This is a genomic window from Brucella sp. BE17 (assembly GCF_039545455.1).
GTDB lineage: Bacteria > Pseudomonadota > Alphaproteobacteria > Rhizobiales > Rhizobiaceae > Brucella.
In genome coordinates, this window is record NZ_CP154468.1 from 862,764 (window position 1) to 884,973 (window position 22,210).

Consider the following 22,210-nt stretch of genomic DNA (forward strand, 5'->3'; position numbering starts at 1 on the left):
CATGATTTTCTCCTGAAGGATTTTGAAAGGCTTGCAATTAGTCCTGCGGAATGCCGAAGATGTAATAGCGGACGCCTATCGGGTCGGGGTTTTGATGAACGTAGCTGACCTTGCCGCCATCCAATTTCGTATCAGTCCATTCGTCGGGGTTCGCCCATATAGACACGCTATTATTGTTGACGCGCCCAAGCATCGACCGATTGGAAGGATAGCCCCACCCCGTGCCTGAATTATATTTGATTTTCATGTAAGGCGGCGTCCAGGCATTCGGATAGCAAATCGAGAATTTCAGGTAAGGCAGAAGCCCATTGTTCTCGAATGGAAGATCAACCCGGCGTTTCCCATAATAGCGAGCTTCATTCGCATCTGTGACCGTTGCGAAAGACCCTAAAGGCACATACCCCTCCCGCAGGATATGCAGCGTGGGATAACGGCTGTCGAAAAGGATGTCGTTCGGCCGTGATGCAGGATCGCTTGTACCCGGTTTTTTGAACTGGATATAATCCTGTGTCCCATCATTGCCCTTGAACATGACCTGATTTCCACCAGATGACGTTCCTGCCCGATCAACATTCGACACGAAATAGCGGATATCGACTGCGGCAGTTCCTTCGTTGTAGACGGTGATACCATTGGAGGCCACGCGATAACTTAAATCAAACCGCTGATCCTTGACAAAGCCGCTTCTTATATAGCCGGGAACATACCATTCCTGATCTGTGAGCTTGTACATGAAATCAAGAACGGCTGTATCAGAGAGGATAACCCCCGTAGGTGCAGCCATGAACATCGATTCATTCTTCGGAATTCTTCGCTCACCCGACATGACGCACAGCGCAGGCGAAAAGTTGCTGTCGATGATGGTCTTGTTCATCCCGGTTTCGTTGATGGAAAATCCGGGACGCATAAGCTTGAACCGCGTCGGGCTAGCTTCGAAACCTACGAGGTTAGGCACATAAGAATATGTCGGCATCGGAGTGGCGTCAGCCGGCAGATTGTAGATGTTCGGGTAAAGCGTGTAGTCGCTTACGCCATCTTTATAAACCAGCTCTGCTTTGTGAACGACTCTCTCGCCTATTCCTAATAGGCCCGATAATTCATTAGGTAGAACGCCGTTATATAAGTTCGCAGTTCCAAATCCCGTGACCCTGCTGGTAACTGTGTTGAACTGGTATTGTGTGACGTATCCTTCCTCTCTGCCGACTTCACCAACATCAAGGGTCAGAAGTCTTGTCCCAGCCCTGATCCTTCCATTGCGGACCTCCCGCAATTCTGAAATCGGTGGATAGCTTATCTCTGGGTAGAGTACATTGTATCTGACCGCCATTCTGGTAGTTCGCCAAAATGAAGCGTCAGTCATAGTTCCAACGATTGTTCCACCATAAAGAGAAAACTGCGACGGCAGAGTGGAAGTAAATGCCGCTGTAAAAGCAAACGCTTCCGACGCATAGGTATAGGTCAGATTGGTATTTTCAGAATTGAATAGATACCGATCGAACGCATTGTTCGGGAGTGTCATTGCGTTGTCGGCATCGTGTTTCAGGCACTTCAAGACTGGACCAACACCGGGTTTATGCCCCAAAACAGTCTGTGTCATGTGAGCATCCTGATAAAGGCATTGTTACCGTCACCGCGCAACTCAAGCTTTCCGTTGTCGGCAATCAAGCGATTAAAGCGAAGCGTCCCAAGGCGAACATTCTGCATGACCACTTCATTGTTGATGACGGCAAAGGGATAAGTATATGTCCCGTTCCCAGTCGGGCTGGCGATGGCAAACATGTTGGCAAGAACGACAAATTCAGCTCCTGCCGAGGTGACATTGACGAACCAGCCGCCTTCTACCCATACGCCATTCCTTCCCAGTCGGGCCATGGCTGAAATCTTCACCGAGTTGCCGCCGCTTCCAACTGCTGACGTCATACGCCACGCAGCCGATGCAAGAGTGCCGTCGATAGAAGCGTTCACTTCGGTAAGCGCATCTGCAACAGCATTCACATCACCGACAACACCATCGACACGAGCGCGCATCAGGTTGATGACACTCGCACCGGTTTCGTCCCAAAGCTGGGTATCGATCTTGGTCAGTTGCTGTCCAATGGCACTATTTGGACCAGTCGCAACAAGGATATCTTCCTCCCACGAGGCCTTGGCAGTTCCATAGGTGCTTGCAAGCTGGCGGTTCAGCCTCTGGATGTTGGCGTAATTCTTCATGGCGTTTTTCGCGCCAGAGGTTGCGTTTTCTTCAGCCTGCCGTTTCAATTCGCGCAGATCGTCATTCATGTAGTTGATCATGTCGCGCGTTGCCCGGTCGAAGCGAGCATAGTCGACCTCGCTATCATCACCGGCTTTCATGGTAGTAAAGGCTTGCGCATGTGACCAAGCAACAGAGCGCCCGTTGTCGACACGAAGGCGAGTGCGGACAAACCAGTCAGTGAGCGAGGTCAAGCCTTCGGTGAGCGTGACCACTGTCACGTCCCAGGTGACGAACTTCTTGAACACCTGTGTCGGATCGTTGGCCGGCCAATATTCAATATCGACACCGACGACAGAAATATCCTCAATCTCATCCCACCGCAGCTGAGCACCCGGAAGCGAACCGCCGCCATCTGCAACCACAACAATCGGCATGACGCTGAAGTTCTGCACTTCCGCCAGATATTGCGGCGGTGGCACCACGATGATGTTCGGTGGATTGGTCTCGTAAGCAGTCGGATCAAAGACGCCATTACTGATCTGCTGCATGGAAATGCTGACATCGCGCGCGCCATCGGTATTGATACCGCCTAGCTGGCGCGTGAGAACCTGGAACGTCCGGTCGCCGAACTCCTTGCTGTTGAAGCGGACCCATCGGCCTTCCTTGACGATATCGAGAAACTTTGGATGGATCGTGCCGTCACACGACGCCTGATAGCGTGCGCCGCGAATGGCGATATCGGCAAGACGGTCCACCTGTCGCGGATCCGTAACCGCACCAAAAGGAATGGCACTGGCAAGCGTTTCACGATCCTCGGCCAAAGCGCCTGCATCAATACGGGTGGCTGCGTCTTTCGTCTCGTAAAAATCGTCTGGAGAAACATAAGAGGCAGCAACGGTATTGATCAGATCGGTACGCTTACGCTTGACGGAATAGCGAAACGGCGCTCCAATCTTGAAATCTGCATCCGTCAAGGTGGCGACAATCGCCTGCGGTGCACCCGCGATCGGGAAATCACCATCAACCCGCTGGACCCAAGACCCGCACATAGCCTCGAGGATCGGCGTCAGGTTCGCATCATGATTGGCACCGGGGCCATCCTTGGCGATGGCGTGAGCACGATAGCGCTTTGAGCCGTCCGGCATAATCTCATCGCAGATATTGGCAGCCTGGGTATATTCGGCTAGCGGTATACGGCTTGCGCGCACGGCTTTCCCGACCATGCGCTGTCCACCATTAAAGAAACCGCGCTCCAGATTATAAGCATGCACAGCCGGGTTATCTGAATATTCCCAAGTGTTCTGGTCATTCCACCGATGCGGTCCATTGCCGCCAACTGTGCTATCCTTGCGCCAGTCGTATTCAGGCGCGCCTCTCACCTCGAATAGAAGCTTTGCGGGCGACGTGAGACCATCACCGTTCTTGCGCAGCTCAGAATAGACAATGGCATAGGCCACGCCTGCGCCACGATGCGCAGCAGTCCAGCGGCCAGACGGACGCGCATATGTGATCAGCGCCGGGTCGGCCTGTTGGCCCATGGTGCCATAATAGAATTTTACCCGGACGTTATCGTGATCGTCGCCACTTGTGCCTTCATTAGGCACCAGCCAGTAGCCGTCCGCGTCTTGCTGGCTCAATATCCGCCATGCACCATTATAGCGCACACGCGGCACAGCCGTGATGCGGAAGTCCGATAGCTTGAACACGTCCTGAACTTGCCGCCCACCGCTGCCGTAGCTGTTGCGATAGACGTGATGGCCTTCGATTGCGCATGTGCCAAGAATGACAGAGCGTGGAATATTGGCGCCGTATTGCGTGTCAAGCTCCGAGGCGCGGCTTTGTGTCTTCGGAGGAAACAGCGCGTTAAGTGCAAACTTTGCCGCGATGCCGAAGGCCGTCTGGGCAATGCCTGCAAGGATTGGGCTAGCAGCAGCCCATGCGGCCACGCTGGACACAAACCCGCCAACCCAGGCAAATACCGGAGCAAGAAACGCCATGGATTAACACCTTGGAATAGGCGCAACAAAAAAGGGCCCGTGATTTCGGACCCGGAATGCTGCAAAAAATGGGGAAGGTTATCTGGCCTTAGCCGTTATGATATCTGCGCTTCGCGATCAGAAATCTATATTCCTTGTCGCATGCCTCTGCCGTTTCGAAGATGAGAAGTCGAGCGTCCACACCCTCACCGACCAAAATCATCATTCCAGATTTAAGAATGTCCATAGCCCTATTCTCCAATCCTGTAGGCCTGCTCGATATCGGTCACAGGCAAGAACGCAAGCCCATCGGGCTGTTTGACCGCAAAGCCGGATCCACAAATGAACCCGGCCACATATTCGTCATTGATTATCGTCACGCCAACATCGCCACGGCGCGCAGCAAGGCGATTGACTGGCTCAAGCCGAAGATAGGTCTCAAACACATCCTTGACGTTCTCACAGCCATTGGCGCGCATTTTGCGAGCCGCCCCGGTCTCCGTTTTGTACTTGCCGCGGAACTGCGATAGTGGATCATCTCCGGTTACGGCTTTGATTGCGTCGGCTGCGGTCATCAAGCAGTCGGAGATACCCCATTCTGGGAGGATCGATATATGTGCCGACGCAAGGTCTTCCAGCGCCCGATCCCAGCCAGCGACCCTAGCCGAACTTGATTTTGAAGAACTCATTTTTGATCCTCGCAGCATATTCGAAAAACATGTCGCCGGGTGAAACCAATTGCTGATCCTCATGGGAGGCGTAGCGGTATCCCTCGCGAAAATTATCAACGGCACCGGTTTCGATCTGGGCTTCAAGCCAGACTTCGCCACCTTCCCTGCGATGATCAATCACGTCGATATATCCGTACCAGGTCGGCTCGGCATGAAGGAAAGCGTTATTGTCGGGATCGAAATAGAAGTCGTAAAAGGTGACAGGACGGTTTTTGTAATCCTCCTGCTCGATCAGCCGGAGCTTATCGGGCGTCAAACCGAAATCAGACGCTGCGGGCAGCTTCATAGTGATCGGCTGGGCAGCGGTTCCCAAGGCATATTCCGGCTCGTCAATGTCGATCAGCGTATTGCCATGATAGACGAGACCGGAATATTCGATGCTGCCCTTGCCGGAGAAGAAGCCATAGACACCGGTTCCGAACTCACATTTGACGGCAGAGGCGATCTTGCCCCGGCCTTCATTGAGCAGCTGCTGTAGACGAGTTGGGAAAGCCATGAAGCCTCCGAATTATAAGAAAGTGTAATCGACTATTGGTTGAGACTCGGCTTTGATGCACGTATCAACAATAGGGGGCGATGATGGTTAAAACGCTGTGGTTAACTTATGCGTGGGTGGATAACGAAGAAGATGATGTGGATTTTGTTGTTCAAAAACTTCAGTCTGTAGGGATCGATGTAAGGCTGGACCGCACAAGAATTGTTGCAGGGCAGCGTCTCTGGCATCAGATCGATAAAAACATTCTCTCCGCAGACTTAGATGGATTTGCGATCTATTCAACCCGCGAAAGCCTAGTCAGTGAGCCCTGTCAAGAAGAGCTAGCGATTGCCCTCGATCGTGTGCTTCGGGAAAAAGGTGGTAGTTTTCCTTTGATAGGCATATTCCCAACACCAATCGAGCGTGAACTCATACCAAGTTCGATCGCAACGCGCTTGTATGTATCATTGAAGGACGAAAAATGGGCCGACCGGGTCTCCGCCGCACTATCTAACGAGGTTGGACATCAACATGCGGAAGTGCAGCCATTTTTCATTAAAGAGCATAGAATTGGTGAACATTACATCTACGAAATGAGACCGCGAGACGGAGTTTGGCAGCCCTCTGTCGCAGCTGTCTTAGCCGACCAATACGATAGTATTCAATTTCCTTGGGTTTGGGCAAAAGGCCAACCTCATTTCAATCCGCCAATGTGGATAGGCACAGAAATACCTGAATCACCGTTAAACGCAGAGCGCTGGAAAGGATATCGCGTCGACCAGCAGGCAGATGCCACCCAAAGTCTATATGTAAAATCCAAGGAAAGACTACGCAGCATTATTTTCGGTTGCGCTACTCGCGAACAATTCCGCTATGATTTTGGCTGAGCTATTTCAGCACAATAGTAAAATAGCCAGGTATCATTTCGTCTTCAATTTTGTAACACTGTTTAGAAAAGGCAAACTTTTGTCGAGAACTATCAACATCAGCAATAAAAAGAGCCTCTGATCTAATTGTGCCGAAATTTTGAGAATGATCTTTTCGCGGATCGTAGACAGTAATATCGGCTTCTATCGCGGCACCATATACGGTCACAACTGGCGGGGTCATCTCCGCCTTTTCTTTCTTTTCCATTTTCTTCTCCATTATTTTGGCACCTCCACAAGCTGGAATGAAGCATCGGGGGACTTTCCTTCACCCACCTGAAAACTGTTCGGCACCAGCCGCATGTTCATGACAGGATTTTTGAAACGAACGGTCGAACCAACCGGAATATAGGACGGCAAGAACGGCTCGACCTTGATCTGCACCGTTGTGCTTGCCGCCGTAGCATCCGAAACCGCACGAGCTATAAAGTTGTAATCGGCATAGCTCAGCCCGATCAGGTCACCTTCCATAAGCCGCAGCCCCGTGGCGACATTGTTGAATGTCAGAGTATTGCCGTTGATCACAGAAAGCGTCGCCGTACCCGCGATACGCGGATTATTGGCATCGCCCCAATAGGCTTGCGGGATGCAGACGTGTTTCGGCGTATAGTGAACCGTCACCTGCCCGCCCCGGCAGCGATCAATGAACGCCTCAAGCTTCTGGCGGTGAGCATTGGTCATTTGGATAACCTTTGCCGTCCACGACCAGAACGGATCGCCATTCTCGATCGCTGAAATTGCCCGCTCGCCGTATTTCGAAACTGACACCGAGCGGTTTAAAATCGGAAATGTCGCTTCATAGCGCAATCCAGTGGGGAGAAGTTCCGCCATTAGCGTGTATATCCTCTGGCTGCTACCTGTCTCAGGTCGTTGGCGGTTCTGACAGCGCTGCCCTTATCACGCGCAGCAAAGCCTTGCTTGACGTTCCGCTGCGAAATGCGCTCGACCTCCGCTTTCCAGTTGCCGTCCTGGTCTACATAAACGCGTACGTCTGCAATCACACCGTTCTGGGCTTGCTGCGATGTTACCGGTGAAGACAGGATCGGCATCGTGGGGGCGGTCAACCTATGATTTGGGATAACCTGTTCACCGCCACGGAAACGGACTAGCTCTGGGCCTTTTTCACCAACTAGAGCGACGCCCCGCGGCGCTGAATTTGTGCCTCTTGCAAAACCTGGAATTAAGCCAGAGAAAAACCCGCCACCACCGCCAGACCCTTTGAAAATCCCCGTGAACAAGTCGTCAAACGCCATATCCAATAATTTGTCAGCAATCCTACCAAGCGCATTGGCAAATGCATCAGCCGCCGAAACACCGTTGACGAGATCGTCAACAATACCGCGCATAGCGTCCTTCTGGGCGTCCTGCCATTCTTCGGCGCTCTGTTTGATCTTTTGTTGTGCCTCTGAAAGCTTATTCGCTTCCGCAGTGGCCAAGGCCCATTGTTCGGCAGTTTGTGAAGATGCGAAGGGCTTTCATATGGCGAGCCCTCCACGGATTATCCACGGAAAATTGGCATACTCAGGATCCTGCTCTTTCTCGTCCTCGTAATCTTCGAAGTCATTTTCATGATCCATGTCAGTGTCTTCAAGATCGGGATCACCGTCCATCGCATCGAGAAGGGCAATAGCCTCATCAATCCACTGTGCGAGCATCAGGCGGCGCAGGCGAGATATGGCAGGGCTGTTCATTGCGCACCACCCTTCTGCGCGATCAGCACGTAGCCGATGCCATGGTTTATATCGGCACGATAAGCCTGACCGTGCGTTTCACTCATAAGCTCGACAAGTTGACGGACAAGATCACCAATTTGCTGACCTTTGTTCGCGCCACCCCGCAGGGCTTCGGAGAAGGGAGAAGTCGCAACTTTCACGCTGGCACCCTCCGCTCAAGATCGGCAAGAACCTTGTGGCATCCTGCGTCCTCAGCCAAAAGCGGGCCGACATCGAAATGGGCTTTCACTACCCCGCGCTTACTGTCGTATACGCTTAGTAATAGGGGGATTGACGGTCGGCCATCGACTAAGACTTCCCAATCATCAGCAGTCGGCCATATTTCCGCTGCTGCGGCCTTTAATTCTGCGATTGCAGCGTCAAGGCGTTCACGCGCTGTCATGACTGGCTTTTCCGCTATAGCCACAGCCGGAACCGTAAGCGCCACACCAGCAGCAGGAGCGGCACGGAGAAAAGATCGACGGTTTAGCATGACGTTGCCCTTTCATTGAGGGTGTCATCAAGCGCTGTCTTTGCTGCGGATAAATTGTCGAGCGCGTTCCGGTGAACCTTGGGGCGTTCGCCGTTTCTATGTTCGTGATCCCTTTGGTCGCCTCATTAACGTGCTGACACACAGTTCGGAGTAGCCAAATGAATTCTAACTGCCCCCACTTGTGAAAGCTATCAAGAACGGCTGGGCGCTACTCCCGCTATCGCGTTCTAGTGCTGCCCGTAACTGCTCTCTGCGCCTCTGCTTTCAGCGCGGCGTTCTGATTAGTCACCCGCCGGGGTACGCCGGAGCGTGGCAGAATCTGCCGGTTGTTTGCAATATTATACTAAAGTAGTACACTGGTCGCATTAGGCAGGGAGGGCGTCATGGACCAGTTGATTTCCACTTTAGCCATTAGCGGCATCGGCTTAGTTGTAGTGAACAACATTATACGGATGCTTGCTGTTAACCCATTGTGATTAGAGATTCGCCACGTACCCTCGCGCAATCAGGTGCAAAGGCAGAGGTGGCGGTCATGTCATCTGTGCGAGGATCGGCGCTTGATAAGACCGATGGCAAAACGCCCTCGCATCCCGTTACATCGTTGCTCCAATAGAAAACCGCCCAGCTTTCGCCGGGCGGTCATCTTTAGACTGGAGTGGTCTTATATTAGAACTTGTATGCAACACCGAGACGGACTTCGTTGGCCTTGAACTTGTTACGGGCGTCAAAACCGAAATCGTCGTTTCCTGCAGAGAACGACTTACGACCGTAATCGGTATAACGATATTCGAGTCGCAGAATGACATTGTCAGTGGCAGCATAATCAACACCAGCGCCTGCAGTCCAACCGGTAAGAGTTTTGCTCTGCGAGACGGTACCGACACCATCGTCAAAACCAATAGCAGTTGCTGAATTCTTTACACTTCCGAATGCGACACCACCTGCGATATAGGGCATGAAACGGTCTGCGGCATAACCTACGCGTGCGCGGACAGCACCAGACCAGCGAAGCTTGCTTTCAATGCTTGCAACTTCATCCAAATCTTCATCAAAGATTGAAGCGCTATCTTTCAAGTTGTTATAAGTGATATCCGCATCGACACCCAGAACGAGGTTGCTTCCCGTGTCGAAGTTATATCCAGCATACAGGCCACCCAGGAACCCGTCTGGCTTCGTATTCAAAGCAGAGAAACCGTCTTCATCGTCGTATGCACTAAAGCGCGACTTGCCCCAACCGTAGCCAATCTGTCCACCAATATAGCCGCCAGTCCAAGAGAACACTGGTGCTGCTACAATTGGTGCGGGCTCTTGATAAACAATTGCATCTGCCGCATGCGCGCCAGAGATTCCGGCGATTGCGACTGTAGAAGCGAGCAAAATTGACTTGATGTTCATTTGTAATCTCCCCGCTCTCAATGAGAGCCCTAAAATTAATCACTTACATAAAGATAGCGCTCTTGACACAAAAGTCTGTAGCAATAAGGCAACACAACCATACATTGGGCAAAATATGCTGTTGCACCATTAGCGATGGTTAATGAAGCAATAAAAAACGGCCAATGCCCGCTTCTTTTATGCCGCCTTCTGTCTTTGAGAATATTTCTGGCGGCGGCGCCCGTTTCCGGCTTCAGCCTAACGGTATTCCCTTTTTGATTGGGAGAACCGGAGCAATGCTCCATCGATAATTTCGTACCCACCCCCTTCGATGCCTTGCTGCGCGTCTCCGGCGACTATATCTAAAATATGCTCGAGAACCGGGCCAGCTGCTGCCCCCCAAACGCCTACTTTCTACTTTGAGCGATACGCGCCACATAAAATACTGTTTTATACTGGTTATTGCCCGCTCTTTCCGCATACGGCTTGTCTCTTCGTGAATACCCTTAAGGCGAGACCAACTCGCAAACGAATCTTTGCAAGACGAACCTTGCCGGTCTTGCTCACGGTCTGGACAAACAGGCATCCGGCTTTTGCCCTCGGCCAGGTCCAGAGACACTGGCGGTTTTCCTCATTGGATGGCAGGACAATCAGATCAAAGACTAAGAAATATGACGCGACCCTGTTAGGCCCACCATTCTAACCCCAGATAGATCAAATAGTTAACTACTCTTGAGATGGCTATTACATAGTTCCTGTAAGTTCGATGCAGCTTATTTAAACCTTTATGTAACCCGCAATATCATATGGCAGTGGCCGGGATCTTCCGGAATTAAATCGGGGTTTTGCGATTTAGGGCGGGAAAACCCAGTTCTCTGTGAACTGAATTCAGTGGGAAGACCTTATAACGTTATGTTTGGCGCAATGAGCGCAATACCCGAAAACAACAGCAACACAAAAACCATGAAGCGTAAGGCTTTTGGCGAAATTTGGGGCGGCCAGCGCCGGGCCAGATAGGTCGATACCAGAACGGCTGGCAATCCGGCGAGCGCCCATAAAAACGCGTGATTATGCCAGTCACCATTTGCTGCAACGAGACCGAGGCGGAAGAACGAATTGAGTGAAAAAATCGCTACAAGCGTTTCCCGGATAACGCTGTGTGGTAACGGTTGCCTATAAAACTGGAATACCAATGGAGGTCCCGCAGTCGAAAACAGGCCGCCCATAATACCGCCCAGTGCGCCGAAAACGATAAATACAGCTCCATGCGACTGGTGGGCAAGCGGAGATGAACGTCGGATCAGTTGCAAACTCGACAAAATAATAGCGCTGCCAAGAAGAATGCGCAAAATCGATAGCGAAGAGGAAGCAAGAAGCTCAAGCAAGGCATAGCCGAGAACAATCATCGGTAGAGCGCCGGCCAGTGACAGGAGAAACGGCTTTAAAGCGATATCACGCCATCCGCGTGCCAAAACTATGCCGGCATTGGCAAGTGTCAGAAGACTGATGACGATTGCAGCTTCCGGCAAAGGCACAAGCCCCGTTACCGCAACGCCGCCCATCAGCAAGAGACCGAAAGCAAATCCCGTCAAGGTTTGCACATAAGCTGCCACAAACGCCAGCACAGCAAATACCGCATAAGCGGATATTGAGGTCATGTCTGGGTTCCGTGCCCGAGGCGCAGTACCCGAAATGGCTCCAGCCATTCAAGATCCGGCACTACACCCAAACCCGGTCCTTTCGGCAGTGAAACGGCACCGTTTTTTAACAAGGGCCAAGTTGGCACGACAGCATCGCGCAGCGGATTTGGATTAACGTCGATTTCCAGCAGCCCGTCTCCACCCGCAGCAGCCAGAATATGTGCAGAGGCTGTCAGGCCGATACCTGCTCCCAAAAAATGCGGACAATAGCGGCGGCCAGCCGCGAGTGTAGCACGCGCGACTTCATAACATCCCGTCGGCCCGCCCCATTTCGCCGCATCGGGCTGAATGACAGAAAGCTGCCCCGCACGGATCGCAGAGCGGAAAGACGATAAACCGACAAGATTTTCACCACCAGCCAATGGGGTCGCAGTCAGTTTGGCAAGTTTATTCCATACCACACGACTGGCATCGGCACGGACAGGTTCTTCCAGCCAGCCAATATCAAGATCAACCGTTGCAAGCAGAAAATCCCGGGCCATATCATGTGAAAAGCCCTGATTGGCATCTGCATAGAGTGTTTCACCGGGTTGAAGACTATGTCCAAGGGAGCGGATCAAAGCCAGATCACGATTAAAATCAAAGCCCACTTTGACCTTGAAATCACGATAGCCGTCATTGCGAGCTCGTGCGACGATGGCCTCGGCATCGCAAATGTGAATACCGCTTGCATAAGCACGCACTTCACTTTGTGCGTCCAGGGACAAGGCTTTGGCCAGCGAGACACCACGTCGCCGGGCAGTAAGATCCCAATAGGCCATATCAAACCCGGCAATGACCTGGGAATATGGCCCCACCTCCCCCGTCTGAAGAACAAGTATCTCGGTTTGCTTGTTTAATTGCTTCCAAAGACTGGCAGGATCAGGCAACGGCTTGTCAATAATACGAGGCGCTATGTCGGAAATGATCAATCTCGCGCGATGCTCTGCTCCGCAAGCTGGCCAGTTACACCAGATTTCCCCCCAGCCGACCAAGCCCGTATCATCTTCAAGCCGCACCAGTAAAGCCGGACGATCCCCCATGGTTCCAAAAGATGTAGAGACCGGTTTTTCGAGCGGCACACGAAAGACGTGGGCTTCGACTGATCGGACAACACAATTTTGCAAGGAATCCGGCTTATACATGAATCATCACCCTGCCAAAAAACCGCCATCGACAGCATAGACCGTGCCAGTAGCATAGCGCGAGGCTGGCATGGTTAAAAAGACGACAGCGCCCGCGACTTCATCCGGTTGCCCCCAACGTTTCAGTGCCGTCCGCGCAGAAATCCGGTCACGATGGGCCGTATCCTTGCGGCCTTCGCTGTTAATCGCCGTCTCAATATAACCCGGCGCAACCGCGTTGACACGAATGCCCTCCTCCGCCCATGCCAAGGCCAAAGCCTTGGTCAGCATGACGACACCGCCTTTGCTCGCACAATAAGCCGGTAGGCGCGGCAGTGCAGCAAATGCATTCATAGAGGCAATATTGACGATCGAGCCGCCAGACGCCGCAAGATGAGGCCGAAATGCCGTACAGGTGCGGAACGTACCGGTCAGGTTGACGTCCAGCACACGCTGGAAAGTCTCAATCTGGAATTCTTCATCCCGAACGAGAATACCCGCACAATTGACCAGCGCATCGACCTTACCAAACCGCGAGGCAAAAGCATTGACGTCATCATCCGAAGTGACATCCAGAACCGCGAGATCGGCTCCCGAAACCGAGGCCAAAGGCGAACGCTCAAGTGCGGACTGGTCATGACCTGTCGCCATAACCCGTGCGCCACGAGCGAGAAACAATTGGGCAATTGCCGAACCTATGTCACCCGCGCCACCAATCACCATGACCCGAAAGTCAGGTGGAAAGATAAAAGGATCGTCCATTTCGATCCTCAAATCCCAGCCAAAGCGACATATTTCAGTTCAAGAAAGCCTTCGATACCGTAGGAAGAACCTTCACGGCCCAGACCCGACTGCTTGACGCCACCAAAGGGTGCCATCTCGTTGGCAAGCATACCGGTATTGACGCCGACCATACCCGCTTCCAATGCCTCCGCGACCCGCCAGACACGCCCCAGATCGCGCGCGTAAAAATAGGAAGCGAGACCGAATTCACTGTCATTTGCCATGGCGATCACATCCTCCTCATTGCGGAACGTGATAACCGGAGCAAGAGGGGCAAAGGTTTCTTCCTTGGCGACTTTCATATCCTGCGTAATGCCGCTCATGACCGTTGGCTCGAAGAAAGTGCCGCCGAGCGAACTACGCTTGCCGCCAGCAAGAACTTTACCGCCTTTGGCGAGTGCATCGCTGACATGTTCCTCCATCTTGGCGACCGCCTTCTCGTCGATGAGCGGCCCTTGGCTCACTCCCTTTTCGGTGCCACGACCGAGCGTGATGGTCGATACTTTTTCGAGAAGCTTCGCAGTGAATTCTTCCGCGACCGATTCCTGCACATAGATGCGGTTGGCGCAGACGCAGGTCTGGCCCGCATTGCGGAATTTCGAGATCATGGCGCCTTCAACAGCTGCATCGATGTCAGCATCATCGAAGACAATAAAGGGGGCATTGCCGCCCAGTTCAAGCGAGAGACGCTTGATACCATCGGCAGCTTCCTTCATCAGCCAGCGACCGACGCTGGTGGAGCCTGTGAAAGTTATCTTAGCAATCTTCGGATTGTGGCAGAACTCCATGCCGATCGGTTGTGCCTTGCCTGTTATAACCGAAAATACCCCTGCCGGGACCCCGGCACGTTCGGCCAGAACAGCCAGTGCGAATGCTGAAAGCGGAGTCTGTGCTGCCGGTTTCAGGATCAGCGAACAGCCAGCAGCAAGGGCTGGACCAGCCTTGCGTGTGATCATTCCGTTGGGAAAATTCCACGGCGTAATAGCCGCACAAACGCCGACGGGCTGTTTGAGCACCATGACACGCTGATGCTGGTTGGGCGCAGGAATGATATCGCCATCGATGCGCTTTGCCTCTTCTGCGAACCATTCAAGATAGGCCGCATTGGAGAGCACTTCGCCCTTTGCCTCACCAAGGGGTTTTCCCTGTTCAGCGGTAAGGATCTGTGCAAGATCATCTGCATTTTCGACAATCAGTTCAAACCAGCGCCGAAGTATGCTGGCCCGCTCTTTGGCTGAGCGACGAGCCCATTCAGTCTGTGCCACTGCCGCCGCATCGATTGCCTGACGCACCACATCCACCCCAAGGTCTGGGACTTCTGCGATTACCGATCCATCATAAGGGTCCGTAACCGTAATGGTGCTTCCATTTTCCGCACTTATCCAGCGGCCAGCCACGTAGGCCTTGTCGACAAGAAGGGACCGGTCCTTCAGTGCTGCGATGGGCGATATTGTTCGATCATCCATAATATCATTCCTCCTTCAATCCGCAGTTCATGCAGCCGCATAACCGCTGGCGAAGTCCCCTTCGTTCTGGATGGTCTGAAAAGCAGGTATAGTGGGAGACCAGCGCGGCGCTTTTGCCTCGGTCAAAGAACTCAATGCTTTGACCACCGAAACCCCCTCACCGGACAGAGCCTGGGCAACAGCCGCAGTATCGGGAAAATGCGAACGGATTGCGTTGAGCCAGATGGTTCGGCCAGCCAGGAAACCGCCTGCGCCAGCGGCATAAGCATAGTCGAGCACACGCTCGAACTTCTCCGTCGCCGCACCACCAGACAGCAAGACCCATGGAATGCCAGCATCTGCACAGATTTTGCCAATCGCATCAAACTCCCTCTGAGCGGCAAGGGCCGCGTCACTGCCGTCGCGCGCTGGCAGGCTGTTTGCGGCAAGCGGGCTTTCAAGCTTCAGAAGATCGACACCATATTCGGGTTTCGCAAATTCACGCACGCTATCGATAACCAGTTCCGGCAGTTTTGTCGGAGATTCGACATAATCTACCGTGTGACCGGCGGAGCCAAGAAACGGGAATACGAGGAGTTCAAGCACGTAGGCAATGTCATGGCGACGGCAATCTTCACCGATCTTGCGCACGAACGCCTTTTGGTGGGCGATAACATCGGCTGACGCATCTGGCCTATACCATGCCAGAACCTTGACCGCATCACCGCCCAGACGACGGATTTTTTCGACGCTCCAATCGGCAATAACCTTGGATTTACGTCCGCCTTCGCTTTCCTCGGTGCGATGATCTTCCAATGTGACGATCAGTCCGCATTCCGGCGGCAAAACATCGATGGCTGCTGGAATGGCATAATTGGGGTCAAAAAGCATGGAGCTGCAATGCGGTGCGAGGTTTTCGACGAGCAGGCGCTTTGCCGTAAGAACCTCCTGGAACGTCACTTCCGACTTGTCGATACCACGGGCGGCAGCAATGGCTTCAAAAAGCGGCGGACGCTGATCCAGAGCAACCATGCAGAAATGCCCATTTTTATTGGCAAGGCGAGCGAGGCCACGTGTTTTTCCAAGTGTAAGCATTATGATACCTTTCAGGACAATTTCAAATCTTCGAGGGAGGGGATGGCGGCACGACCGCCGTGCCGTGTACATTTGAGGGCCGCGACCGCGCTGGCAAATCCGAGGGCATCTGCAATGCCCATCTTGACACCCATCGCAAAAGCATAAGCACCATGAAAAACGTCACCGGCTGCGGTGGTGTCGACAGCCGGTACGGCTGGTATTTGCATTTCATGTTGGCCAAGTGCTTCTCGCCAGACGATTGCGCTGCTGCCACGCGTGACCGCTACCATCTGGCATCCGAACCGGGCTGCCTGCGCCAGCGCATGATCAATATCGGCACCGCCAAAACCACGCAGGCCAGGCTCGGAGAAAATAGCGTGATCGGTCAGCGGAAGCAGACGCTCGAAGATAGCCGCATCGGCCACATCACCATCAAGAACTGTCGGAATGCCCCGCTGCCTTGCCGCTTTGAAGAGAGCTTCCGCGCCTTCCGGCCAGCGTGGGTCTGCCAGAACACAATCCGCAACCAGATCGGAAAGAGGAAGCCACGACGGATCGGATGGATACTCCCCGCGGAAATTGGCGATCTGGCGCTCACCATGTGCATCGACAATAATGCCGGATACGGAAGAGGCACCACCGTCGAAAAGTCGGAAATGACTGATATCGACGCCTTCTTCGGCAAAATCCTTTGCCATGACACGACCAGCGTCATCATTGCCTGCCCGTCCCCAGAAGGCGACCACACCACCAAGCCTTGCAGCGGTTACTGCAGCATTCGCCGCCATGCCACCAGGCTCGGTCAGATGCTGGCCAGCCCTGATTTTTTCGCTCCCCCCTGCGAAGGGCGTTTCAACTCGCCAGATGTGATCAAGCGCGGCGAGACCAAGGCAAACCACAGATGGAGAAGCATCTTTCGGCAAGATGGTGGCGAAGGTCATCGGATGGCCTTTCCATCCACGCTGTCAAAAAGATGGACTTTGCCCCCTTGCGGCATAAGGCCCAACCGGTCGCCAGTTTTTGGCCTGAGTTCCGGATTGACCCTTGCAATCGTTCTGGAACCCGCCAGATCGAAATGGATAAGCGTATCGGAACCAAGCGGTTCAACCAGATCGACAATCACCGGCAACGAATTGTTCTGATCGTCCACCGGCATAAAATGTTCCGGACGAATGCCAAGCACAGCCTCGTTTCTATCCTTGAGAGCCGTTGTGAGCGTATCGGATAGAGGGGCTGAAAGCTGCGGAGCACCATCCAGAACAAAACCGTTGTCGCCGCGCCGTATATTGAAAAAATTCATCGCCGGAGAGCCGATAAAACCGGCAACAAACTGGTTTGCAGGCGTCTCATAAACCTCTTCGGGACGACCAAATTGTTGTATCTCACCGCCTTTGAGCACCACGATACGGTCAGCCATTGTCATAGCTTCCACCTGATCATGCGTCACAAAGATCATTGTGGTTTTCAGTTCCTGCGAGAGCGCCTTGATCTCGGTGCGGACCTGTCCACGCAACTTTGCATCCAGATTGGAAAGCGGCTCATCGAAAAGAAAAACTTTGGGGTCGCGAACAATCGCACGTCCCATCGCGACACGCTGACGTTGACCGCCTGAGAGTGCTTTCGGCTTTCGTTCGAGAAAAGGATCAATATGTAATAGACCTGCTGCCCGGCGCACGCGGGTGTCGATCTCTGTTTTGCTCATGCCGCGCAATTCGAGCGCAAAGGCCATATTGTCATAGACCGTCATATGCGGATAAAGCGCGTAGTCCTGAAACACCATTGCAATATCGCGCTTGGAGGCCGGGACTGTATTGACATTCTTATCGCCGATGAAGAGGTCGCCCGAGGTTGATGGCTCCAGACCGGCGATTATTCGAAGCAGCGTTGATTTTCCGCAGCCCGAAGGACCGACGAAAACAACAAATTCTTCATCGGCAATCTCCAGATCAAGTCCTGGAATGATAGTCAGATCACCAAACTTCTTGACGATATTCTTGATAGTAATCGAGGCCATGTTGTCACCCAAACGAAAGGACAGGCTTGATGAGCTTGCCTTCGGCAAAGCGCGCGAAATTTTCCGGCAGCGTATCGAGAGCGAAGGCAGCATCGACCAGGCGGCGATAACGATCCTTGTTCGCACGTAGCAACTCGACATTCGCTGCGAAGTCACTGACCGGGAAATAGAAGGTACGGATCATGTAAAAATCCTTGCGTCGGAAAATTTTGTCTTCCTCAATGCTCCAGGGAGCCGAATTCTCTCCCACCAGCATGAGCGCGCCGCGCGGCAGTACCAGTTCTATGCCAAGATTGCGCGCCGCATGGGCGCCGGAACATTCAAAAATCAGTTTGAAACGTTTGTCACGAGCGCCAACCGCATGCGCTTTCGCGCCAAAGGAAACCGCTATCGCGAGCCGTTCTTCATTTGGATCGCTGATATGGATATTCTTGTAGCCAAGACTTGACAGCGCCAGCACAACACCAAGCCCAACCGGCCCCGCACCAGTGACCAGCACCGGCGCGTCTCCCTCAGGCGGGACGAGCGGCATCCCAAAGCGAACGGCATGGGCCGACGTTCCGATGGTGTCGAGAAGCAGAGGCGCTAGGTCATCCTCGATATCGTCGGGCACCGGCAGCAGACAGTTCTCCGGCACCGGTACATATTCGGCATAGCCCCCTGGTCGGTTCCAGCCGATCAGGCTTGAGACCTCGAGGCACATCTGCGTATCACCGGCCCTACATGCATCACAGTGACCGCAGTGAAGCGGAATATAGACAGCACAGCGTTGTCCATCACGCGGATGGCCCGGCTGCTCGACAACACCGAATATCTCATGACCGGCGGTAAACTCCGCACCTTTGTGCCAAAGCTTGAAATCCGATCCGCAAAGCGCCGTTCGCAAAACCCTCAGCAGAACCTCTCCTGATCCTACAGAAGGAATATCCTGGCTTTCTATGGTAATCTTGCGGTCGCCGTGAAAGACGGAGGCACGCATACGTGCATTTTTTCTATCAGTCATTCTGCTTATCCTTTAACGGCACCAAGCGTCAGTCCTGCAACGAGCCAGCGCTGAACGAGTATGGCGAGCGCAAGCGGCGGCAGCGCGATAAGGGTGGCAGCCGCCATCAACGAACCCCACTGGGTCGAACCCTCACCAACGAAATTGAAGGCAGCAGCAATCAGTGTCTTCGTGTCGGAATTCGACAGGATCAGCGAAAACAGGAAGAAGTTCCACGAGAAGACAAATGCAAGGATCGACGAGACAGCAACGCCCGAACCCACCAGAGGCAAGGCAATGCGCCAAAGAATTCTGGTCACCGAGCAACCGTCCATCTGGGCTGCTTCAAAAACACTGCGCGGAATATTGTCGAAGAATGGCAGCAATACCCAGATGACGATCGGCATGGTGATGACCGCATGGCTGAGGATCAGCGCCGTATAGGACCCGATGAGGCCAACCTCGCGGAACATGATATACCAGGGCAACAAAAAGAGCGTTCCCGGAGCCATACGTGCAGCAAGGGTGAGAACGGCAGGCCAAGTAATCCGCGACCACGACACGGCAAAGGCCGCGGGAATGCCGAACGCCAGACCGAGCAGGGTCGAACCGATCGTCACGATGAAACTGTTGACGGCATAGGAGAGGAACGGCGTCGTCTCCCAAAGGGTAACGTAATTCTCCAAAGTAGGCTGGAAGAACACCGTCGGCGGGTAGGCTGTCACCTCAAAAGATGGCTTGAAGGAAGAAAGCACCATCCAGACCGTTGGAGCCAGAATAAGAATGCCTGCAACAGTCAATTGAACCGTATTGAGCCAGTGCAGCCAGGTGCGGGGGGCTGATTGATCGTTCATCATCATCTCCTTACCAGGCAACTGCATTGCGCAGGCGATTGAGCATCAACACGGCGGCCAGTACGATGGCCGAAAGTGTAATCATCAGCGCGCTCGCATAACCGATATTGAAAAATTCAAAACCCACACGGAAACCATAGATATTCAGTGTGTTTGAAGCGTTGCCCGGGCCACCCTGTGTGGTGATGTAGATAATGTCGAAAAAGCGCAGCAGATCGACGCTTCGCAGCACTGCCGCGGTGACAATCGTCGGCAACAACAGCGGCAGGGTAATGCGACGGAATATGCGAAAAGGAGAAGCACCATCGATCTGCGCTGCTTCATAAACACTGGGTGGCAGGGATTGAAGACCACCAAGCACGATCAAGGCGACATAGGGGGCCCATTGCCACGTATCGATAAGCGCAATGGTCGGAATGACCCAGGTCGGGGACGCAAGCCATTCGGACTGCGGTAAACCGACAGATTGCAGAATATAGTTGGCGGCACCAAGAGACGGATCAAGAATAACGAGCCACATCATGCCGGCCACCACGGGCGGCATCATGAAGGGCGAAATGAGAAGTGAGCGCAGCAAGCCGGACAGCCGCTTGGAATGAAACAGCAGCATGGCAAGATATATGCCCGCGATAAGCTGGAGTACCATCGACAGCAGATAGAGCGCAAAGGTGACGTAAAGACCGTTCCAGAACTCACCATCAACCGCAAGTGCCGCATAATTGGCAGCGCCTGCAAAATGCGCTTCTCCTGTAGACGAGTAGGAATGGAACCCAAGCCAGATCGTATAAATCACCGGAAAGGCGATCATCGCAACGGTAAAGATAACCGCCGGTGCGGACAAGGCAGCAAGCTGCCGTCCCTGGCCATTGATGGAGCCTGGTGTCATGATTTGGTCTTTCGACTAACAATTGTCAGATACCGGGACATGCACGAGCATGCCCCGGCCAAGAGATTATTTGCGGGCAATCAGGCCATTAAGAGCATTGTCGGCTGCGGCACATGCGTCCTCGACAGATCGTTGCCCGAGAAGAACATCCTGCACGGCCTGCCCGATATAATCGCGCGATTCCGGGTTGGCGTTGATGGGATAGCCCACTTCGGATGATCCATTTGAGGCCAATACGCCAAGCGCTGCCTGCCAGCTTGCACGCACAGGCGCTTCGTCAATCCAGGCCTTATACTCTTCATCCGACGCAACAGACGAACGCGGCGAGGCAACACCTTGAATCGCCAGACGCTTTTGCATTTCAGGACTTGAAGCCCACTGCATGAAGTACCAGGCCGCATCCTTCTTTTTGCTGTTGCTGGAGATAGCCAGACCCCAGCCGATGGCTGTCGGGACCGTCCCCGCCTCGCCCGCCGGCAACGGAATAACATCGGTATCATTCAGGCGCTGCCCGCCCTCCATGATGGTGCGCAATTCATTAGAGGATTCAAAGGCCATGGCGGCACGACCACTGCGATAGAGCGCGGAAATCTGGTAAAAACTATAATTGGCAGCGCCGGGAGGCCCATATTCGCGCATGAGATTGCCATAATAGGCAATAGCCTCTTTCCCCTTAGGCGAGCATAGCGCCGACTTTCCATCAACAATATAGCTGCCACCCACATTGTGAAGCACATTGCTGAAAGTATAAGCGATTGCAGGCTTCAGGCCCCGCGACACAAAAGGAGTTACAGCACTATCGCACTGCTTGATCTTCTCGGCAGCAGCCTGAACATCCTCAAGCGATTCTGGCTTGGAAACACCGCATTTCTCAAAAATATCCGTGCGATAGTAGAGCAACGGCCCTTCAAGATTAAGCGGAACGCTGGTCAACTTGTCATCGAAAGTCGCAGCCTTGACAAGAGCGGGACTGATACCGGCAAAATCATATTCCGGCGCAACTGCGTTTTTTACATAATCTGAAAGATCCGCATACCAGCCCGATGCCGCAAACTGCTGACCTTCGCGCGAGGCAAGCGTCATGAAGACATCAACCTCGTCGCTGCCGGAGTTGAGCACGGTCACAAGGCGCTGACGCATCTGCTGTTCCTGATAGGAATCAACCTTCAGCTTGATGCCGGTCAAAGCCGTAAACTCGTCCTTGTAGGAAAGAACAGCTTGCGACCAGGGATTATTATTGGCCAGGAATGAAACCGTTTCACCCTCATGTGCCTTCCAGTCAAAGGCGAAAGCCGAAGTGGCTGTTCCTGCCAGCAACAAAGACAAGGCCAGAGCAGGTATAGAACGTTTTTTAGACATATGCTCCTCCACAAAGCCGCCCTCCAGCGGCAGATCATGCACTTCTCCCGAGCGCACCTAAATGTAACCGGTTACATAATTTATAATTCACATCAATGTCAACAGACCAGATGAACAAATTTTCAA

Annotated in this window: 23 protein-coding genes; 1 reads left to right on the top strand and 22 read right to left on the bottom strand. The window is 53.2% G+C overall.

What is annotated here, in order from left to right; translation table 11 throughout:
* Positions 1-37: 37 nt before the first annotated feature.
* From AAIB41_RS15240 to AAIB41_RS15255, 4 genes are all read right to left on the bottom strand, one after another.
* Positions 38-1,597 (bottom strand): hypothetical protein, encoded by a 1,560-nt coding sequence (locus AAIB41_RS15240; protein ID WP_343314885.1) that lies wholly within the window; start codon positions 1,595-1,597, stop codon positions 38-40.
* Positions 1,594-4,191, bottom strand: a complete 2,598-nt coding sequence (locus tag AAIB41_RS15245) for a hypothetical protein (RefSeq protein WP_343314886.1) — start codon at positions 4,189-4,191, stop codon at positions 1,594-1,596. Before AAIB41_RS15245 ends, AAIB41_RS15240 begins: the two co-directional genes overlap by 4 nt.
* A gap of 230 nt (positions 4,192-4,421) precedes the next feature.
* Positions 4,422-4,859: a hypothetical protein gene (locus AAIB41_RS15250; RefSeq protein WP_343314887.1), complete on the bottom strand. Its 438-nt coding sequence runs from the start codon at positions 4,857-4,859 to the stop codon at positions 4,422-4,424.
* Entirely contained in the window at positions 4,831-5,397 is a 567-nt protein-coding gene (locus AAIB41_RS15255) for a hypothetical protein (protein ID WP_343314888.1), read from the bottom strand. The genes AAIB41_RS15250 and AAIB41_RS15255 overlap by 29 nt, the downstream gene beginning before the upstream one ends.
* Before the next feature lie 83 nt (positions 5,398-5,480).
* On the opposite strand from AAIB41_RS15255, the gene AAIB41_RS15260 reads away from it, so the two are divergent.
* Positions 5,481-6,263, top strand: coding sequence for a toll/interleukin-1 receptor domain-containing protein (locus tag AAIB41_RS15260; protein WP_343314889.1), 783 nt, complete (start codon positions 5,481-5,483; stop codon positions 6,261-6,263).
* Position 6,264: 1 nt separating this feature from the next.
* On the opposite strand, the gene AAIB41_RS15265 is transcribed toward AAIB41_RS15260, so the two are convergent.
* The 18 genes from AAIB41_RS15265 to AAIB41_RS15350 form a co-directional block, all read right to left on the bottom strand.
* Entirely contained in the window at positions 6,265-6,510 is a 246-nt protein-coding gene (locus tag AAIB41_RS15265; RefSeq protein ID WP_343314890.1) for a hypothetical protein, read from the bottom strand.
* Positions 6,511-6,521: 11 nt separating this feature from the next.
* Positions 6,522-7,133: a hypothetical protein gene (locus tag AAIB41_RS15270; RefSeq protein WP_343314891.1), complete on the bottom strand. Its 612-nt coding sequence runs from the start codon at positions 7,131-7,133 to the stop codon at positions 6,522-6,524.
* Positions 7,133-7,648 (bottom strand): hypothetical protein, encoded by a 516-nt coding sequence (locus AAIB41_RS15275; RefSeq protein WP_343314892.1) that lies wholly within the window; start codon positions 7,646-7,648, stop codon positions 7,133-7,135. The genes AAIB41_RS15270 and AAIB41_RS15275 overlap by 1 nt, the downstream gene beginning before the upstream one ends.
* 129 nt (positions 7,649-7,777) lie before the next feature.
* Positions 7,778-7,993, bottom strand: a complete 216-nt coding sequence (locus tag AAIB41_RS15280; RefSeq protein WP_343316138.1) for a hypothetical protein — start codon at positions 7,991-7,993, stop codon at positions 7,778-7,780.
* Positions 7,990-8,175, bottom strand: a complete 186-nt coding sequence (locus tag AAIB41_RS15285; RefSeq protein WP_343314893.1) for a hypothetical protein — start codon at positions 8,173-8,175, stop codon at positions 7,990-7,992. The genes AAIB41_RS15280 and AAIB41_RS15285 overlap by 4 nt, the downstream gene beginning before the upstream one ends.
* A complete protein-coding gene (locus AAIB41_RS15290; RefSeq protein WP_343314894.1) occupies positions 8,172-8,507 on the bottom strand; it encodes a twin-arginine translocation signal domain-containing protein in 336 nt (111 codons plus the stop codon). Before AAIB41_RS15290 ends, AAIB41_RS15285 begins: the two co-directional genes overlap by 4 nt.
* Positions 8,508-9,173: 666 nt before the next feature.
* Positions 9,174-9,902 (bottom strand): outer membrane protein, encoded by a 729-nt coding sequence (locus AAIB41_RS15295; RefSeq protein WP_343314895.1) that lies wholly within the window; start codon positions 9,900-9,902, stop codon positions 9,174-9,176.
* A gap of 881 nt (positions 9,903-10,783) precedes the next feature.
* On the bottom strand, positions 10,784-11,539 hold the full coding sequence (locus AAIB41_RS15300; RefSeq protein WP_343314896.1) for a sulfite exporter TauE/SafE family protein: 756 nt from the start codon (positions 11,537-11,539) through the stop codon (positions 10,784-10,786).
* Positions 11,536-12,705, bottom strand: coding sequence for a mandelate racemase/muconate lactonizing enzyme family protein (locus AAIB41_RS15305; RefSeq protein WP_343314897.1), 1,170 nt, complete (start codon positions 12,703-12,705; stop codon positions 11,536-11,538). The genes AAIB41_RS15300 and AAIB41_RS15305 overlap by 4 nt, the downstream gene beginning before the upstream one ends.
* A 6-nt stretch (positions 12,706-12,711) precedes the next feature.
* Positions 12,712-13,446 (bottom strand): SDR family oxidoreductase, encoded by a 735-nt coding sequence (locus AAIB41_RS15310; protein WP_343314898.1) that lies wholly within the window; start codon positions 13,444-13,446, stop codon positions 12,712-12,714.
* Between the two features lie 8 nt (positions 13,447-13,454).
* Positions 13,455-14,933, bottom strand: a complete 1,479-nt coding sequence (locus AAIB41_RS15315) for an NAD-dependent succinate-semialdehyde dehydrogenase (RefSeq protein WP_343314899.1) — start codon at positions 14,931-14,933, stop codon at positions 13,455-13,457.
* A gap of 27 nt (positions 14,934-14,960) precedes the next feature.
* Positions 14,961-16,007, bottom strand: coding sequence for a tagatose 1,6-diphosphate aldolase (locus AAIB41_RS15320; protein WP_343314900.1), 1,047 nt, complete (start codon positions 16,005-16,007; stop codon positions 14,961-14,963).
* 11 nt (positions 16,008-16,018) lie between these two features.
* Entirely contained in the window at positions 16,019-16,930 is a 912-nt protein-coding gene (locus AAIB41_RS15325; protein WP_343314901.1) for a sugar kinase, read from the bottom strand.
* The gene (gene ugpC, locus AAIB41_RS15330) at positions 16,927-18,003 is read right to left on the bottom strand and encodes a sn-glycerol-3-phosphate ABC transporter ATP-binding protein UgpC (protein ID WP_343314902.1); all 1,077 of its coding nucleotides are present in this window, start codon (positions 18,001-18,003) and stop codon (positions 16,927-16,929) included. Before ugpC ends, AAIB41_RS15325 begins: the two co-directional genes overlap by 4 nt.
* Positions 18,004-18,007: 4 nt before the next feature.
* Positions 18,008-19,006 carry an alcohol dehydrogenase catalytic domain-containing protein gene (locus AAIB41_RS15335; RefSeq protein ID WP_343314903.1) on the bottom strand — a complete coding sequence of 333 codons (999 nt, stop codon included), beginning with the start codon at positions 19,004-19,006 and terminating at the stop codon, positions 18,008-18,010.
* A 5-nt stretch (positions 19,007-19,011) separates the two neighbouring features.
* The gene (locus tag AAIB41_RS15340) at positions 19,012-19,839 is read right to left on the bottom strand and encodes a carbohydrate ABC transporter permease (protein WP_343314904.1); all 828 of its coding nucleotides are present in this window, start codon (positions 19,837-19,839) and stop codon (positions 19,012-19,014) included.
* Positions 19,840-19,849: 10 nt separating this feature from the next.
* Entirely contained in the window at positions 19,850-20,725 is an 876-nt protein-coding gene (locus tag AAIB41_RS15345; RefSeq protein WP_343314905.1) for a sugar ABC transporter permease, read from the bottom strand.
* 66 nt (positions 20,726-20,791) lie between these two features.
* A complete protein-coding gene (locus AAIB41_RS15350; protein ID WP_343314906.1) occupies positions 20,792-22,084 on the bottom strand; it encodes a sugar ABC transporter substrate-binding protein in 1,293 nt (430 codons plus the stop codon).
* Positions 22,085-22,210: the final 126 nt, after the last annotated feature.